At 39.8% G+C, this 12,625-nt stretch carries 22 protein-coding genes; all 22 read left to right on the top strand.

Translation table 11 applies throughout. The features are described from left to right. The first annotated feature begins 92 nt into the window (after positions 1-92). Entirely contained in the window at positions 93-359 is a 267-nt protein-coding gene (locus LCU_RS03955; RefSeq protein ID WP_054644642.1) for a hypothetical protein, read from the top strand. A 441-nt stretch (positions 360-800) separates the two neighbouring features. Beyond that, positions 801-1,286 carry a siphovirus Gp157 family protein gene (locus LCU_RS03950; protein ID WP_056966825.1) on the top strand — a complete coding sequence of 162 codons (486 nt, stop codon included), beginning with the start codon at positions 801-803 and terminating at the stop codon, positions 1,284-1,286. Next, entirely contained in the window at positions 1,277-2,656 is a 1,380-nt protein-coding gene (locus LCU_RS03945; protein ID WP_081038335.1) for a DEAD/DEAH box helicase, read from the top strand. The genes LCU_RS03950 and LCU_RS03945 overlap by 10 nt, the downstream gene beginning before the upstream one ends. Further along, the gene (locus LCU_RS03940) at positions 2,653-3,378 is read left to right on the top strand and encodes an AAA family ATPase (RefSeq protein ID WP_056966822.1); all 726 of its coding nucleotides are present in this window, start codon (positions 2,653-2,655) and stop codon (positions 3,376-3,378) included. Before LCU_RS03945 ends, LCU_RS03940 begins: the two co-directional genes overlap by 4 nt. 2 nt (positions 3,379-3,380) lie before the next feature. After that, complete coding sequence (locus LCU_RS03935) at positions 3,381-3,893, top strand: hypothetical protein (protein ID WP_056966820.1); 513 nt, start codon at positions 3,381-3,383, stop codon at positions 3,891-3,893. A gap of 80 nt (positions 3,894-3,973) precedes the next feature. Beyond that, positions 3,974-4,168 (top strand): helix-turn-helix transcriptional regulator, encoded by a 195-nt coding sequence (locus LCU_RS03930; RefSeq protein WP_056966818.1) that lies wholly within the window; start codon positions 3,974-3,976, stop codon positions 4,166-4,168. Then, entirely contained in the window at positions 4,165-5,007 is an 843-nt protein-coding gene (locus LCU_RS03925; protein WP_056966816.1) for a bifunctional DNA primase/polymerase, read from the top strand. Before LCU_RS03930 ends, LCU_RS03925 begins: the two co-directional genes overlap by 4 nt. Beyond that, positions 4,955-6,190 (top strand): VapE domain-containing protein, encoded by a 1,236-nt coding sequence (locus tag LCU_RS03920; protein ID WP_056966814.1) that lies wholly within the window; start codon positions 4,955-4,957, stop codon positions 6,188-6,190. Before LCU_RS03925 ends, LCU_RS03920 begins: the two co-directional genes overlap by 53 nt. A gap of 294 nt (positions 6,191-6,484) precedes the next feature. After that, positions 6,485-6,805: a VRR-NUC domain-containing protein gene (locus LCU_RS03915; protein WP_054644636.1), complete on the top strand. Its 321-nt coding sequence runs from the start codon at positions 6,485-6,487 to the stop codon at positions 6,803-6,805. A gap of 5 nt (positions 6,806-6,810) precedes the next feature. Continuing rightward, positions 6,811-7,008, top strand: a complete 198-nt coding sequence (locus LCU_RS03910; protein WP_054644635.1) for a hypothetical protein — start codon at positions 6,811-6,813, stop codon at positions 7,006-7,008. Beyond that, positions 7,005-7,436: a hypothetical protein gene (locus LCU_RS03905; RefSeq protein ID WP_128486099.1), complete on the top strand. Its 432-nt coding sequence runs from the start codon at positions 7,005-7,007 to the stop codon at positions 7,434-7,436. Before LCU_RS03910 ends, LCU_RS03905 begins: the two co-directional genes overlap by 4 nt. Continuing rightward, positions 7,426-7,833, top strand: a complete 408-nt coding sequence (locus LCU_RS03900; RefSeq protein ID WP_056966812.1) for a hypothetical protein — start codon at positions 7,426-7,428, stop codon at positions 7,831-7,833. The genes LCU_RS03905 and LCU_RS03900 overlap by 11 nt, the downstream gene beginning before the upstream one ends. Next, positions 7,826-8,071, top strand: coding sequence for a hypothetical protein (locus tag LCU_RS03895; RefSeq protein WP_056967166.1), 246 nt, complete (start codon positions 7,826-7,828; stop codon positions 8,069-8,071). Before LCU_RS03900 ends, LCU_RS03895 begins: the two co-directional genes overlap by 8 nt. Then, positions 8,022-9,311, top strand: a complete 1,290-nt coding sequence (locus LCU_RS03890; protein ID WP_174795743.1) for a DNA cytosine methyltransferase — start codon at positions 8,022-8,024, stop codon at positions 9,309-9,311. The genes LCU_RS03895 and LCU_RS03890 overlap by 50 nt, the downstream gene beginning before the upstream one ends. Positions 9,312-9,466: 155 nt before the next feature. Beyond that, positions 9,467-9,643, top strand: a complete 177-nt coding sequence (locus LCU_RS09930) for a hypothetical protein (protein WP_155519280.1) — start codon at positions 9,467-9,469, stop codon at positions 9,641-9,643. Beyond that, positions 9,630-9,992: a YopX family protein gene (locus LCU_RS10225; protein WP_054644630.1), complete on the top strand. Its 363-nt coding sequence runs from the start codon at positions 9,630-9,632 to the stop codon at positions 9,990-9,992. Before LCU_RS09930 ends, LCU_RS10225 begins: the two co-directional genes overlap by 14 nt. Further along, a complete protein-coding gene (locus LCU_RS03880) occupies positions 9,982-10,335 on the top strand; it encodes a hypothetical protein (RefSeq protein WP_054644629.1) in 354 nt (117 codons plus the stop codon). Before LCU_RS10225 ends, LCU_RS03880 begins: the two co-directional genes overlap by 11 nt. 169 nt (positions 10,336-10,504) lie before the next feature. Next, complete coding sequence (locus tag LCU_RS03875; protein WP_056967162.1) at positions 10,505-10,969, top strand: kinetochore Spc7 family protein; 465 nt, start codon at positions 10,505-10,507, stop codon at positions 10,967-10,969. A gap of 11 nt (positions 10,970-10,980) precedes the next feature. After that, the gene (locus tag LCU_RS09925; RefSeq protein WP_164905619.1) at positions 10,981-11,139 is read left to right on the top strand and encodes a hypothetical protein; all 159 of its coding nucleotides are present in this window, start codon (positions 10,981-10,983) and stop codon (positions 11,137-11,139) included. Further along, entirely contained in the window at positions 11,120-11,533 is a 414-nt protein-coding gene (locus LCU_RS03870) for a hypothetical protein (RefSeq protein WP_054644628.1), read from the top strand. Before LCU_RS09925 ends, LCU_RS03870 begins: the two co-directional genes overlap by 20 nt. 661 nt (positions 11,534-12,194) lie before the next feature. Continuing rightward, positions 12,195-12,458, top strand: coding sequence for a DUF6275 family protein (locus LCU_RS03865; RefSeq protein WP_054644737.1), 264 nt, complete (start codon positions 12,195-12,197; stop codon positions 12,456-12,458). A gap of 9 nt (positions 12,459-12,467) precedes the next feature. Further along, the gene (locus LCU_RS09920) at positions 12,468-12,623 is read left to right on the top strand and encodes a hypothetical protein (protein WP_164905618.1); all 156 of its coding nucleotides are present in this window, start codon (positions 12,468-12,470) and stop codon (positions 12,621-12,623) included. Positions 12,624-12,625 lie beyond the last annotated feature (2 nt).

The following is a 12,625-nucleotide window of genomic DNA, read 5'->3' as shown; positions in this document are numbered from 1 at the left end:
CAAAATGGTTTAGACAAAGTTACACAATTGTCTATGTATTTGAAGGGCGCATTGAAACTTATTAAATAAATATTTATCCAGGAGGCCTAACCATGCAATCACTAATAAGTGAAGAAGCATCACGGATGATCGCAGCCGAAGTGATTGAATTGGCACATCAAATGGCTGATGAAATAATCAGCAGACAGCAACGACCCATGAACCGTGCAGATGCTGTCAAACATGCGAACATCGACCAGAAAGACTTCGACGAATTGATTATTCGCGGTGGATTACAGCCGGTTTATATCAGCAAAACTAAGCGACGTTACCTTCCTAAAGACGTCGATGCGGCGCTGGAAAGAATGAAAAATATTTAAAAAGGAGTGTTAAGCAATGAATAAGAATCTTTACATGACTTGTATCATTAGCGTCACTTTGGGCTTGTATATCCCACGCTTTATACAATTTCCAGTGACACTTTTAATTATCGGATCATTTGCAACATATGTAGGAGTTAACCATAAGGAGTTTTTCAAATGAAAGACAACTTTAGTAACCAAAACGAACGCGATCGTTTAACGCCCACAAATAGGGTGAATAAACTAATCGGTTATGACTACGCAGGTCGGTCAGTTTTCGAATCAGACTCACGTATGACATATAACGGTTATATTATCTGCGACGGAGATGAGCGAGATTTCCTGTTAACTATGGGAGGTATTACGGTTGATTGAGCACAAAAAAAGCGCTAATCGCGACAACGATTAACGCAGAGAACAAAACAAATTATACAAAAATTATAACACTGGAGGCGCAATATGGCTAGCATTTATAAATTAACAGGTGACTTCGCACAGCTTCAACAATTAGTTGAGAATGGCGAAATCGATGAAACACAAGCAGCAGACACATTCGACGCAATTAAAGCCGATTTAGAATCTAAGGCCGTTAATTCAGGCTATGTGGTTAAAAACCTTGAAGCCGATGTGGAAGCACGAGCAGAAGCAATTAAACAGCTATCTGAACGCAACAAAAGAACTAAAAAAGCAATCCTTGCAATCAAGCAACGTGCTATGTATGCAATGGACACAGCTGACATCAAAAAAGTAGCTGATCCAATCATGCCAGTACGAATTCAGAATAATCCGGCATCGGTTAATGTGCTTGATGAAAAGGATATTCCAGCTTTCTACTTTAGACAAAAATATGAATTGGACAAAGCTAAGTTAAAGGCTGATTTAAAAGCCGGTAAGCCAGTAACAGGCGCGGAATTAACACAAGGTACTTCAATTCGATGGGGGTAAAAAAGCTACGCGATTACCAGGTTGAAACGATTGATAACATCACAGAATCAATCAAACGGGGCAACCATTCAATAATTGTTCAGCAACCGCCTCGCACTGGGAAGACAGTAATAATGGCAGAAATCGCACGCAGGGCAACTCAAAAAGGTAGTCGGATTTTATTTGTTGTCCACCGAAAAGAAATCGTAGATCAGGTTAAACGCTCGTTTGCAGAGCAAAACGTCAATATGGATTTAACCACTATCGGAATGGTTCAAACCATTACAAGACGGGTTGCGAAGATGTCTGAGCCACAAATAATATTCGTTGACGAGGCACACCACTCGCTCGCTAAATCATACATCAGAATTTTAGAGCAATTTCCAAACGCATTAAAACTATTGTTTACCGCCACACCTATTCGCTTAAACGGTAAGGGGTTCGAAGATGTAGCAACAGATTTAATACAAGGTAAACCGATACCAGAACTAATTGACAAGGGATTTCTAGCGCCGGTTGATTATTATGCACCGGATGATTTCGATGCCACTAACATTCTTGTGGATCGAACCGGTGAATTTAATGACAAAAGTATTCAAGCAGCGTTTAAACCAAAAATATATGGTAATGCTGTTAAGATTTACCAAAAATTAGCAAGTGGTAAGCAAGCCATCGCATACACTTACAATGTTGCTAGTGCTGAACGATTGGCAAAAGAGTTCAACGGTCATGGCATTGTTGCTAAAGCTGTATCGGGCAAAACGCCAAAAGCGGAGCGCAATCAAATCATCAAGGATTATCGCGAAGGAACCGTGCAGATAGTGACCAACGCGGAGCTGTTTACCGAAGGGCTTGATTTACCGAATGTTGATTGTGTGATCATGCTGCGGCCGACTCAATCGTTATCGTTATTCTTGCAGTTCGCTATGCGCTCTATGAATCCGCGAGAAGGTAAACGTGCGGTCATTATTGACCACGTTGGCAATGTTCAACGGTTCGGGCTACCGACGATTGACCGGCAATGGAGTTTAAAAGGAACCGGTGGCAAAACATCAAATGATAATAATGGCACGATTAAATCGACAACTACGTGTGAATTTTGCTTTGGGACCTTTTACAAAACTGATGATAAATGCCCTTATTGTGGACACGAAATCGCAATCAACGTGCAAGAAATTGAAGTAGTTGAAGATGCTGAATTAAAAAAGATAGCAACGACCAGATCGGAACGAGCCAAAGAAATTCTGGCAGATAGCGCTACTAATAATATTGCTGGTAAAAGACCGGCGGATTTACAAAATATGGCAGAAGTCAAAGCCTATCAAAAGTTTATGAATTATAAGAAAGGTTGGGTCTTCTTCTACGGAAAGAAAAGAGGTTTCATTAAATGAGTATTTTACCAGAAAATAAACCGCATAAGCCAAATGGGACGCCGAGAAATTTCTTCATTTGGGGCGACACTATGAGTGGCAAAAGTTTTTTAGCAACCAGATTCCCAGAAACGATTGTGTTAAGTACGGATGACAATGAGAAGAACTCGGGAACGCGCCCTACAATCCCGTTGGCGAACGTTAGAGACAGTCGGGGCAAATTAACCACGTCTGTTATAGACACGCTAGACGAGTCGATTCTCGCACTTAAAACGGAAGCCAATTCATATAAGACAGTCGTCATTGATGTTATTGAAGATGTTTGCACATTAATTGAGCAATCAATCTGTATTGAGAATGGCGTCAAAACGATTGGCGATATTCCGTTTGGGAAAGGTTGGTCACTGTTCAATACGACGTTACAGCAGTTAATTCTGGATTTAAAAGGATTGCCAATGAATATCGTTTATATTTCGCGAGAGGATTCAAGAACCGAAGACAATGTTACAAAGCCAGTTCCGGCGTTAAAACAAAAATATTATAACGTCGTTAACGGGAATTGTGACTTAGTTATTCGAACGCAACACATTGGCAAGAATTATATTCGTACAGCAACTGATATTCGTAAGCAATACAAAGCGTCAGAAATTAGTGATGAGCATATTTTACGAATTTTGCAGGCAATTCCGGGTGCATTGGTTAAAGAAACAGTTACAACAACAAATAATAAGGATGGTAAATAAATATGAGTATTAGAGATAGAGTAAACAGCGTAAAAGAATCATGGAATGTTGCAAGCGACGGGATCAATGACGGATACCAAGGTTTAGAAAGCGGCGAATATTTAGTGATGGCTGCTAAAATTACTCGTTCAGATTGGGATACAGTCAATGTTAGAGCAGAGGTAATTGAAGGAGAAAATACCGGTACAAACGATTTTATTAGCCTAGGTGTTGATGAACTCAAAAAAGATGGCACACCACTCCCTGATTTCGTTATCGACCGCAATATTAAAACGATTAGCAAGCTAGCATATGTTTTAGGTGTCGATATTCCTGATGAAGCATGGGACGATGTTGGCGATTTAGTTGAGGTCTTTAAACCCGCAGAAGGTGGCATGTTTAAGATGATTTTAACCGTCAAACCAAATAAGAAACGACCAGAATATCCGTTTAAAGAATATGATTTTGAAAAAGTTGACGCTAACGAACTTCCTAACACGGAAATTGATGTTGCTGACGAAGATATACCATTTTAAAAACAGTGATACGCCGTTTTTAATAAACGCAGTCTGGACTGCCGAATGGGGTGAGAAGCCCGTTAACCGGAGGTTAATTTATGAAAAATAGAATTAAAAAATTACGGTTAGAACGAGACGTATCACAGACCGAGCTTGCCGAAGCTCTAAAAACATCTAGACAAGCTATTAGTAACTACGAAAAAGGATTACGTGAACCTAAAATTGATACTTTTGTAATTTTAGCAGATTACTTAAACGTTTCTGCGCCTTACTTAATGGGCTTTGATGAATGAAAAACCTAGTTAACTATGCCATTAAATATGCCGAAAAAGGTATGTATGTTCTACCAATGGTTAATAAGCAACCACTAATTAAGTTTGCTGATCAGCCAGCTTTGACAGTTGATGAAATTAAACGTATTTGGAAAAGATATCCGTATGCGCAGATTGCCTTTAGAACAGTTGATTTTTTTGTGATTGATATTGATACAGAGACGGCGCACGGGAAAAACGGCTTCAAGTCAATCGATGAATTTGAACACAAAGATTTATTGGTAGATACGTTAACCCAGCAGACGGCCAGCGGTGGTAAACAACTGTTTTATCTTAAAAGGAGCGATATTGATATTCAGCAAAATATCGGCTGGCTTCCTGGTGTGGACGTTAAAGCCCACATCAATAACTACGTTTTAGTAGCGCCCAGCGAGCACAAAAATAAGCAGTATCAATGGCTTAATCATAATCCGATTGTTACGCCTAGCCGCGAACTTATAAAACTAATCAACAAACGCGAAACTAAATCAGATTATGATCCTAGCAAATTTACAGTAAGCGACACAAAAACAGCTACTTCTGAGCTTTTCGAACAAATCGTTAAGGGGCTAGGTGAAACAGGTGGCAGAAATAACGCTCTAGCGAGTTTTATCGGTGGTTTGTTGTTCCGCAACGTCGATTTAGAAACGGCTTACGAATTGGCAAAAATGGCCAACAACAACACAGTAAAAAGTTTACCAATCAATGAATTTGACAGAACGTTCGATTCAATGGTCAAAAAGGAAATCAGAAGAAGGGAGGTAGCTAATGGAATCAGTCGAAAAGTTGAAAAAGATGCAGCAAGAAAAGAAAGTCGTTAAAATGCCGATCCCGTTCATCTTAACGAAGGACGACAACATTAAAGCAAACAGCCTTAAAAACGCTGGTTTGATATTAGAACACGACAAGGTGTTAATTCATACATTTGCATTTAATGAATTCACACACGAAATAGCAGTTATTAAGGATATACCAGAGTTAAGAATCAAAAAAGGCAGAATGATTGACGATTATACGCCACTTATTATGCGCTATATAGAAGACGTCTACGGTGTTTTATTTAACCGGAACATCATCGAAATGGCAGTAGTCAACGAAGCTAGAAAACACACTTACAATCCCGTTAAGGACTATTTTAATGCTTGCCATCAAGCATGGGATGGTGTAAAGCGGGCGCCAGATTTTCTACCCACTTATTTAGGGGCTGAGAAATCAAGAATCACAACATTGCAGACCAAATTGTTTTTTGTAGGAGCAGTCGCGAAGGCCTTTAAGCCAGATACTAAATTTGACTTTGTCCTTGACTTAGTAGGAGGACAAGGCGCTGGGAAGACAACGCTACTAAAAAAGATGGCCGTTGATTGGTACACTGATCAATTTACGGATTTCAAAGACAAAGATAGCTATTCGAATATGTTACGGGCTTTGATTGTCAATGACGATGAAATGACCGCAACTAATAATTCTGATTTCGCTAACTTGAAAAAATTTATTTCAATGGAACGTTTAGAATTTAGAAAATCATATGGGCACAATTCGGAACTCTACGATAAAAATTTTGTTTTAGCGCGAACAACTAATGAATTGACTTACCTTAAGGATAAAACCGGCGAACGTCGATTTTTACCGATTTTGGTCAATAAAGATAATCAGATTAAACACCCGGTTACCGATTTGAAGCAGGACGAAGTTATTCAGCTTTGGGGCGAATTTACAAATTATTATTTCGATGGGTTTGATTTCGGATTAACTGATTATCAAAATAAACTGCTTGAAAAAAATCGAAGTAATTTTATGTATGTGGATGAAATCGAAGAACAGATTGAAATATTTCTTGATGCATATAAGCGAGATTTTGTATCGAGTAATCAAATCGCTAAATTTTTAGGCATCGCTGATCTGATAAAAAATCGAAAAATTGCTAAGAAAATTAAGTACATTATGGATAATGAAAATGAATGGGTCTATACCAATTATCCTAAAAGAGGTTATAAGCGAAAATAATCATACACTTCGTACACTAATCGTACACTAAAAAAGGGCTTAGTGTACGACGGATAATCCATAGAGCGAGTAAGTGTAAAGAGATAAATCATACACTAAGACACTAATATATATATACATTATTTTATATACCTATTATTACCCTATATAGGGTAGAAGGATTTTAAATTAGTGTCAGAGTGTATTAAGTGTATGATTCCTTGGGAGAGTAAGCATCTAGCGATTGTGGTTAGTGTACGTTAGTGTACGATTTCGACAAAAAGGTTGATATATCAATGTTTAGGGAGTGTCTAAGTGTCTAATCCGGAAACAAAAATTCAAAACGAAATACGAATTGCATTGTCAAAACATGATTGTACCGTTTTTAGAGCGAATGTCGGGAAGGTAATGATGAATAATGGGCGATGGTTTGATACAGGATTGCCTAAAGGACATCCTGATTTATATGGATTCCGACATTCGGACGGAAAATGTTTTTATGTTGAAGTTAAGACGAAAACAGGCAGACTGCGTGAAGATCAGAAACGCTTCGCAGAATATGTTACACAGTTTCCAATCATTTACGGTGTTGCACGCAGCGCAGAAGATGCCATCAAAATAATTGAAGGGGAGTAACTAATATGTATGTGTTAGTTGGTGCAGTTTCTGGTAAAGAATACACACGTTATCACGAAAAAGAATATTTGTATCGATTGTTGATTAAAGAATGGCCGACTAAAAGTCGTAATAGAAAAGGTGAAATAAACAGTAAATCAAAAGGGGTAGCAATGTTAGAAAACGCAATGCCGGAACCGATGATCATTAGGAGGGTTAAATGATGGAACATGAAAAAGTGAAGTTACCACGACCTATATACAACGTATTAAAGGCGCAGGGTTTTAGTATACATGGTATTAAGCGTGATAAGGGCTCATTCTTCCCAATCACAACACTCTGGGGTATGGCAACAGTGTCAGATAAATCAGAACCATCGGAATATGAAGTGTTAACTAAGTTTTTGTATAGCAACAGCGAAACCCAATGGCTACTAATTGACGCCTTGCGATACGGCTATGAGCCTGAACCAGAACCACGATGGGGGATTAAAGCTGGGCACAGCTATTTGTATGAACCTAATGATAAATCTTTTGGGCCTGACGAAGAACCGTTTGCATATAGCTTACGAGAACGAGCCGAAGAAGTTGTGGCTACGTTAGGCTTCGGCGAAGTGGTTGATTTGAATAAGGAGGGCGAGGATGATGATTAGATTAACTTTAGATGATAAGTATAGAGAAATGGTAGAAGATATTAGAAGTGTTAATAATCCTAATTGTGGCTATTACGTGGATAATTACACAGGAAAAATAGAGGCTTTAACACGAAGCTGGTTTGACTCTGGAGAGATATACGAATATCAAATTAAAGTCATCGAACGCATCCACAGTGCAGATGAAATTGAATTTATCGAGACTAAATATAAGTGGCGTTTGAAATCTGAGAAGGTTTTTAATCGATACGTTTGGGTCGACTGTGATGGGCTTAACTTTTGCTCTGCCGATTGCGCTTATTTAGAGGATGTTATGACAGAATCAGAGTTTAAAAAACTACTAGATGGCACAGGCTTGCCATTTGAAGCTTTCGAAAGGGTGAGTGCTGATGACTGAATGTAAGTATTGCGATTTCGCACAAGAATATGGGATTTGGTCAGTTAAGTCATCTACCGATTCGTTTGACGGTGGCTACACAATTTGCACCCTTGTAGAGGCAACAAGAGATGATAATTCAGGCGACAAGATTGAACACATCAAAAAAGGACATTACTATCTTGAGATTGATGGCGAAGTGACGGGATATGCCGAAATTAACTATTGCCCAATATGCGGCAGGAAGCTGGGTGATTAATATTAAATTCTTAGATCTATTCGCCGGGATTGGCGGATTCAGAAGTGGACTAGAGATGGCAGGGCATGAGTGTGTTGGATTTGTTGAAATCGATAAGTTTGCCCGAAAGTCATACAGAGCCATATATAACACAGAAGGAGAATGGACAGCACATGACATCAGAGCAGTTAGAGCTAGTGAATTACCCAGAGCAGACATCTGGACGTTTGGATTCCCGTGTCAAGACATCAGTGTTGCCGGGAAGCAAAAAGGATTTGCCGGCAAACGTAGTTCTCTCTTTTTCACAGTTACAAGCATTATTAGAGACCTCGAAGAAGAAGATAGACCCAGCATCTTACTCATTGAAAACGTTAAAAACTTACTTAGCATTAATGGGGGATGGGACTTTCTCAAGCTTCAAATTGAGTTGGACGAAATCGGGTATGACGTCGAATGGGACGTTCTCGACACAGCCGAAGTCTTGCCTCAGCACAGGGAACGCGTCTACATTGTCGGACATCTTAGAGGACGAGGTACCAGAAACGTTTTTCCTATCAAAAGAGAAGGCAAACCAGCTAGTGATGAACGACAAAAAATAAATATCATCGGATCGACTAAACCCGCGAATTCGACAAGGTTGGGTCAAAGAGATGTCGTCTACGATGCAAATGGATTGATGGGAACCTTGGGGGCAACTGATTATAAACAGCCTAAGCAGGTCGGTATAATCCAACGTGCTCGAGGAAATAATCGTGGGGGTGTACACGACATTGCGCCAACTTTGTCGGTCAATTCTTACGTGGATAATAACGTCTTAGCAATAAAAGAAGCCACTATAAAGGGTTATGCGGAGGCTTATGTCGGTGACTCGGTTAATATTAGCCAACCTAACTCAAAAACACGTCGCGGTAGAGTCGGTAAGCAAGTTGCTAATACATTAGAGACCGGGTTAAATCAAGGTGTGGTTGTTCCAGTATTAACGCCTGACCGTTTAGTAAAACGCCAAAATGGACGAAGATTTAAAACGAATGGTGAACCAATGTTTACATTGAATACACAAGATAGGCATGGGATCACGGACTGGTTACGAATCCGCAAGTTAACACCGCTAGAATGCTGGCGTCTACAAGGTTTCACAGATGAGCAATTCTACAAGGCACAAGCAGTCAATAGTAATAGTCAACTATACAAACAAGCAGGCAACAGCGTGAGCGTGCCAGTCGTCTATGCGGTGGCTAAACATTTGAAGATTAATTCATAATCATCAAACATGAACGAATAATCAAATGTAAGTGGTTGTTACATTATCCGTAATAACCACTAATCGAATTGTTGCAAAAAATGCAACAGTTTCCAAAATGGAAATAGTTCAAAAGTAAACCAAATGAAAAAACCACGTCAGGAGGAAATAGAATAATGAAAATTAAAGAACTGCTAATTACAAATGAAGAACAGGACGGTAACAACGTAATACTAACGTTAGAATCAGGGGACAAAATTACAATGTCAGACGACGAATATGAATCCATGATTACCTCTGGTTTAGATGAAATGCTAGGTGATATGTTTCCTGAGTCACATGCGAGAGATTAAGTTTAGGGCGTGGCACAAAAATAGAAAGACGTTTCTTGATTTTGATTGGGCGGTAGACAAGTTAGGGAGAGTTTTCTCGATATTAGACAAGTGTGTGTATGACGAGTTTACGGACGAGGTTGAACTCATGCAATACACCGGCTTAAAAGACGTTAATGGCGTTGAGATTTATGAATGGGATATTGTCGAGGGTGGTATTGAAGGGAGAAGGAGTTTAATCGAAATGAGCTCATACGAGTGGCTAAAACAAGCGTTAGAGGACGAATTTAATAAAACGTACTGCAATTATAAAATAATTGGCAACAAATTTCAGAATCCGGAATTGTTGGAGGTGTGCGATGAACTATGAGGCGAAGCGGGACGTATTCGAGGACGCATTGAGAGCATTGGAAGAGTTCGGCGAGCAGGGTAGTAGTTGGGAGATGGCCTATGATGACCTAAGCGCCCGTTACTCTGCGGCCAGTGACGACGCATTGCCAGATAATATGCCACTGATTCCGAAAGCGGTGGGAGAGATATTGCGATCAGCATACGGGCAAACTAATTTGCTGGGCGTCTTAGACACGGCCAGAAACGGATATAAGGTTAGCGAGACCTTGGCATGGATAATTGCCAATCAGAACACTTTCGCTCGTGCATGGGTGCTAGGTGTCTGGCGTGTTGAGGAAACAGGGAAAATCGTGAAATTATAGGTAACGGAATGATTTAAACCTACAGAAAACAGCAACCATTAAAGATTTAATCTTGGATGTAGAACTTAGTACGTTAGGACTAGGAATTAATTTAAAAATAATCATTGTATATGCAGACAGGCTACTTTCTGGAAAGACAAATAAATTTAAAAATTGAGGAGAAAAAATAATGAATAAAAAATTAACATTGACAGTAACTATTGTAGTAGGAATTATGTTAGGTGCCGGCACGACTGTCCTTGCAGATAATATTTGGCAGGGACATCAAAATATCGTGGAAACCAAAAATAATATCGACAAACTAGTGGCTAAGATTAACGCTTCGCAATCTAGCCTGTCAGATTTGCAACATCAGTTATCCGACGCTAAGGCACAGTATGCTTCCCTAAAACAGCAATATGGAAACGACGTGGCAAACAAAGATGCCCAGATTCAGCAAAAGATTGCAGAAGGTCAACGAGCAGTCGCTCAAAAACAAGCTGAGGTCGATGCTAAGCAGCAGACAATTAATGACCTTACATCTCAGTTAGAAGCCGCCAAACAGACAAACAATGAATTGTCACAGGCAATCAAAGACGCACAGAGCATTAGAGATTATTCCGATAATGCTGTGAAGTCAGTTAGTGCGAAGTGAGAGGAACATTAATGGACAACTATGAGCAACTAAAGGCTGATAATAAGCGGCTTAAAAAGCAGGTGGAACAGTTGGCAACTTACAACTCATACTTAGAGAAAGAACTAGAATTCGCGCAGGCAACAATTCAAAGATTGAAGGAGGCTAATCGTGAGACGATCAACATTTAATCGAATCGAAGACATTCTAAGGGATTATCCACACTATGATGATTATATCTATGAGCGTGAACAAGAAATTCGCTATCCATATACTGAGAGTGACAAGAATATCGGTGGTGGTTCCTCGCCTATGCAACAGGAACACGCCACAGCAACGCTTATCAGAATCGAAGATGACCGGTATATCAATCAGATGCGTAGACAGCAGATTGTAATCAGGGATTGTTTAAGCACCACTCGCTCTAATGTGGTCAACGAGATGTGTGACGAGCTTTACTTTAAGTCTAACCAGACTCTTACGCTAGATGGCGTTGCTCAGAAACTTCATGTAAGCAAGGCAAAGTTAAGCCGAGACCGCAAGCGACTATTTGAAGACATTTCAAAGAAATTGGCAATTTACTAAATGTGGAACAAATGTGCAACCACAGGAGTGAAAAAAGTTTTATTATAGTATTATCAAATAGTTGCCCGTAAGAATACACGAGGAAGGAGATTCCTTGTGTTTCGCTTATCGAATGCGGGCATGGTCCTAGTAGCTTAATTGATAGAGCGGCGCGGAAGTGCACCTGCGGTCACGATTCGGGTTCGAGTCCCGGCTAGGATATTGGTCCGAGAAGCTAGCAAGTTTAAACCAAGACTATCTGGTCTAACCTCGGTTGAGATAGTTAAAAGCGTCGCAAAAACTTAACATTTGGATCACCTTTGTTTTGTTTAACGGCGTAATCCTAGTAGCTTAACGGTAAAGCATGCAAATCCTCCTTTAGGCGCAACTGGTAATCCACCGTTCGAGTCGGTGGCTAGGATATTGACAAATGTCAAGCCCACCACACCGTTAAATCGGCAGGTACGTCCTGATGTGGTGATTTTATTTATGGGTTATCAGTATTCTAGATCATGCTGATTATAAAACCCCAACCTATCGCAGTGGCGGAATAGGTAGACGCAATGAGCCGGCCGGGGTCGTCGGTAGTTGTGTGGTGCAAATCCACACCTGCGATATTAATAGTTAAGTCATAGCCAGTTGGTTATGGCTTTTTTAATGCATAAATTAAGGAGTGAGTTAGATGGACAACCAAAAGTTTATTAGCTATTGCAAAACAGCTGTAGTAAATAGAACCAATCTGCACGTGCTCAAAAACGGAGAAGATAAAATTGGTATCAACGATGTTTATGTAGTTTGGTTGGCAAAGGCGCTACAAAACAACAAGGCTTTATTAAGTACAACTCTTGATGACGGATTGTATTACGAAATCACGTTTAACGGAGATAAGACAGAATTGTACGTTGACACTTACAAGAAGCAGAGCAATGAAGCTCTTATTATCTAGGAGGTCAACATGTATTATATGAATCAAGGCAGCTACAAGAAAGAGCCTGATTGGCAATCTCAAGCCGATGCTAGGTTAGAGAAGTGGCTTAAACAGAAGAAGAAAGATGAGAAACGTCGTTCAGATAATGAGCGGCGTATTTTATTGCAATTAAATAAGGAGTGATG

Source organism: Latilactobacillus curvatus JCM 1096 = DSM 20019, assembly GCF_004101845.1.
In the GTDB taxonomy this organism is placed as follows: Bacteria; Bacillota; Bacilli; order Lactobacillales; family Lactobacillaceae; genus Latilactobacillus; species Latilactobacillus curvatus.
This window is presented reverse-complemented; position numbering and strand designations above follow the sequence as displayed.

Bases quoted from the DNA above. Each gene is read 5' to 3' on its own strand.
- LCU_RS03955 (WP_054644642.1), top strand. From the start codon at position 93: ATGCAATCACTAATAAGTGAAGAAGCATCACGGATGATCGCAGCCGAA.
- LCU_RS09925 (WP_164905619.1), top strand. From the start codon at position 10,981: ATGGACAACTATGAGCAACTAAAGGCTGATAATAAGCGGCTTAAAAAG.
- LCU_RS03910 (WP_054644635.1), top strand. From the start codon at position 6,811: ATGTATGTGTTAGTTGGTGCAGTTTCTGGTAAAGAATACACACGTTAT.
- LCU_RS10225 (WP_054644630.1), top strand. From the start codon at position 9,630: ATGCGAGAGATTAAGTTTAGGGCGTGGCACAAAAATAGAAAGACGTTT.
- LCU_RS03950 (WP_056966825.1), top strand. From the start codon at position 801: ATGGCTAGCATTTATAAATTAACAGGTGACTTCGCACAGCTTCAACAA.
- LCU_RS03940 (WP_056966822.1), top strand. From the start codon at position 2,653: ATGAGTATTTTACCAGAAAATAAACCGCATAAGCCAAATGGGACGCCG.
- LCU_RS09930 (WP_155519280.1), top strand. From the start codon at position 9,467: ATGAAAATTAAAGAACTGCTAATTACAAATGAAGAACAGGACGGTAAC.
- LCU_RS03880 (WP_054644629.1), top strand. From the start codon at position 9,982: ATGAACTATGAGGCGAAGCGGGACGTATTCGAGGACGCATTGAGAGCA.
- LCU_RS03900 (WP_056966812.1), top strand. From the start codon at position 7,426: ATGATGATTAGATTAACTTTAGATGATAAGTATAGAGAAATGGTAGAA.
- LCU_RS03865 (WP_054644737.1), top strand. From the start codon at position 12,195: ATGGACAACCAAAAGTTTATTAGCTATTGCAAAACAGCTGTAGTAAAT.
- LCU_RS03895 (WP_056967166.1), top strand. From the start codon at position 7,826: ATGACTGAATGTAAGTATTGCGATTTCGCACAAGAATATGGGATTTGG.
- LCU_RS03935 (WP_056966820.1), top strand. From the start codon at position 3,381: ATGAGTATTAGAGATAGAGTAAACAGCGTAAAAGAATCATGGAATGTT.
- LCU_RS03905 (WP_128486099.1), top strand. From the start codon at position 7,005: ATGATGGAACATGAAAAAGTGAAGTTACCACGACCTATATACAACGTA.
- LCU_RS03945 (WP_081038335.1), top strand. From the start codon at position 1,277: ATGGGGGTAAAAAAGCTACGCGATTACCAGGTTGAAACGATTGATAAC.
- LCU_RS03930 (WP_056966818.1), top strand. From the start codon at position 3,974: ATGAAAAATAGAATTAAAAAATTACGGTTAGAACGAGACGTATCACAG.
- LCU_RS03920 (WP_056966814.1), top strand. From the start codon at position 4,955: ATGGAATCAGTCGAAAAGTTGAAAAAGATGCAGCAAGAAAAGAAAGTC.
- LCU_RS03890 (WP_174795743.1), top strand. From the start codon at position 8,022: ATGCCGAAATTAACTATTGCCCAATATGCGGCAGGAAGCTGGGTGATT.
- LCU_RS03875 (WP_056967162.1), top strand. From the start codon at position 10,505: ATGAATAAAAAATTAACATTGACAGTAACTATTGTAGTAGGAATTATG.
- LCU_RS03925 (WP_056966816.1), top strand. From the start codon at position 4,165: ATGAAAAACCTAGTTAACTATGCCATTAAATATGCCGAAAAAGGTATG.
- LCU_RS09920 (WP_164905618.1), top strand. From the start codon at position 12,468: ATGTATTATATGAATCAAGGCAGCTACAAGAAAGAGCCTGATTGGCAA.